This is a genomic window from Coprococcus sp. RTP31081st1_H1_RTP31081_211007 (genome assembly GCF_040227275.1).
In the GTDB taxonomy this organism is placed as follows: domain Bacteria; phylum Bacillota; class Clostridia; order Lachnospirales; family Lachnospiraceae; genus Coprococcus; species Coprococcus aceti.
On the sequence record NZ_JBEHVP010000018.1, the window covers coordinates 1 to 2,273 of the forward strand.

Below are 2,273 nucleotides of genomic sequence, written 5' to 3' on the forward strand. Positions count from 1 at the left end.
TTCAGACAACTAAATAAAGTTTTGTGGTGATTTCTGTTAACTTGTACTTGACAAGAGGTCATTACATATCAGATTTTACTTCTAAGGAAGTCTTAAAGTATAACCATAATTAAATATAAACAATCACAATGCCTGTCTCCGATGATTTATTATCATAATATGAAAATATTTTTACCCATGCATAATCATATTCTATTCCTGTAATACCTTCATTACTTGGAATTCCTAATTCATTTTTCAAAAAATCATTATTATGTTTTCTTAATTCTTTCAGAATATCATCATTCATTGTTTGATAATTCATTTTGTACTTCTCTTCAGCATTACTTAATTCAACTTTTGATATTATCTTATTATCACAAAAAATAGTAGTCCAGAACTTTTCTTTATTTAATTCCATTGGCTCCTTGGATATATATACTTTTCCAGTACTCCATTAGCACAATTAAAATCAAAATTAGGGTCAAATCTTTGCGCTAATCCTCCTTGACCAAATTGCGGATTATTCAAAGCGACTCCATCTGCCACATTTAGTTCTCCATGAACTTTGTAAGGAGTTAACTTACTTCTGTATTCTGCATAAGCCATTCCTTTTTCATAATATGGTTTTACTTGCAATCCTCCAAAGACCTTTTGAGCATCATTGCCTATAGTCTGCGCTACTTCTGATGTTGTAGAATACCCCGTTGGGAATGGTTCGCCCATATAGATTATATCACCATCATGTAATGTTATATTCGTATAGGCATCCACACCAGTATAGGGATAACTACCTTGCCAAGCGGACGCTACTTCTGATGGATTACAACTTTCCCAACACACATTTTCTTTCCCATATGTATCCCTATAATAATTATACCAATCCATTTCTGTAACATCATCTATTGTTGTACTTCCACCCTTAAATCTACTGGCTTCTATCAACTATATTTCTGTTATATATTTACTTGGTATTACATCAGCTAACCATACCTTTTCATTTCCAAAATAAAAAAGTATTCCATCTTCCCAAGCTCTTTTTGCATCAATTTGCAAAACACATGGTTTATTATCACGTCTTAATCCAACACTCTGTGCTGTACTAATATCTTGTGACAAATGAACATATTGTCTTCCTTGAGGTAATAGACCATTAATTTTTATACTTGATAAAAATCTTCTAGCCGTACCATGATATAAAATATCTGGAGGTATCATTTTTTCTTTCTTTATGTGCATCGGAATTGAATGACCATAAAATGCTCTGATTTTTCCACCGCTTATTTCATGTCTCTTCTTCTCTGATTTATCTATCATAACTAATAAATCGTCTTCTGATGTACCTATCCATTTCATATCCTTATTCAGAGCATCCACTAATTGTTCTACTGACACCCAACCTTCTTCATCCATCTCCAACTCATATTCCCAAGGTGCATGACGAAGTGCATACGATACTTCTTTGCTTAATTCTTCATAATTAATCATCTGCTTCTTCCTCATCTATCATTTCCTGTATTGCTTCCTTAAACCATTCCCAGAAAGTATTATACTCTTTTCTCTGTTCATATCCAGCACTTGCAAAATCATGAATAATTTGGACTTTACTATTTTTTTTAATATCAAAACAAGCTATATCATCACTATCATCTCTTCTAGCAAAAGGAACAAGTTCTCTATCTGGATAACGTTCCTTTAATCCTTTAATTCTTTTTTCAACCTGTTCTTTGCTCATTAAGTACCAAAAATCAAAGTCCACCAGATTTAGTTCAACAATTTTTAAAAACTCTTTGGGATAATTAAATTCTTGATATACTTTACTTACATCATATATTTCCATGTTTGCCTCCTACTTTATTGTATCCATATCAAACGCTCCAAATGGATTACTATTTCTAAAAGATGCCTTTTGTTTTCCAACTCTTAGACTAATTGCATCGCCCCATGTAACAGGAACACCTTTCTTAGTTGTAAATCTCTCGATATATTCCTCAGGTAAAATATCATTATATCCATGCACATTAGCTTTAACATTAATACCAGCTTCTCTTGCAGATACAACACGTGTATTATCTATTGTTGTATATATTCCATCAGGCATTTCTACCACATCAATCGGGTCACCCTTCCACCCATTCTTCTTCATGCTATCTATAATCTCACTTGAACCATTTACAGACGATTGACTATATCTTATTTCTTTAGGATTAATTGTCTTACTTCCACCCTCACAAGTAATACTTCTTTCAGACTCCACCCGTCCTTTGCTAGTAGACATACCCCTATTCTTTCCA

General features: G+C 32.9%; 4 protein-coding genes and 1 pseudogene. All 5 read right to left on the reverse strand.

The window, feature by feature from the left end:
• Positions 1 to 109: 109 nt before the first annotated feature.
• Positions 110 to 400 (reverse strand): hypothetical protein, encoded by a 291-nt coding sequence (locus ABUA31_RS14295; RefSeq protein ID WP_349819094.1) that lies wholly within the window; start codon positions 398 to 400, stop codon positions 110 to 112.
• Positions 391 to 924, reverse strand: a complete 534-nt coding sequence (locus ABUA31_RS14300) for a hypothetical protein (protein ID WP_349824065.1) — start codon at positions 922 to 924, stop codon at positions 391 to 393. Before ABUA31_RS14300 ends, ABUA31_RS14295 begins: the two co-directional genes overlap by 10 nt.
• Positions 925 to 1,467 (reverse strand): RNA 2'-phosphotransferase, encoded by a 543-nt coding sequence (locus tag ABUA31_RS14305; RefSeq protein ID WP_015533469.1) that lies wholly within the window; start codon positions 1,465 to 1,467, stop codon positions 925 to 927. It lies immediately after the preceding gene.
• Positions 1,460 to 1,819 carry an SMI1/KNR4 family protein gene (locus ABUA31_RS14310; protein WP_015533470.1) on the reverse strand — a complete coding sequence of 120 codons (360 nt, stop codon included), beginning with the start codon at positions 1,817 to 1,819 and terminating at the stop codon, positions 1,460 to 1,462. Before ABUA31_RS14310 ends, ABUA31_RS14305 begins: the two co-directional genes overlap by 8 nt.
• 9 nt (positions 1,820 to 1,828) lie before the next feature.
• A pseudogene (locus ABUA31_RS14315) lies at positions 1,829 to 2,273 on the reverse strand (hypothetical protein); the annotation flags it as partial.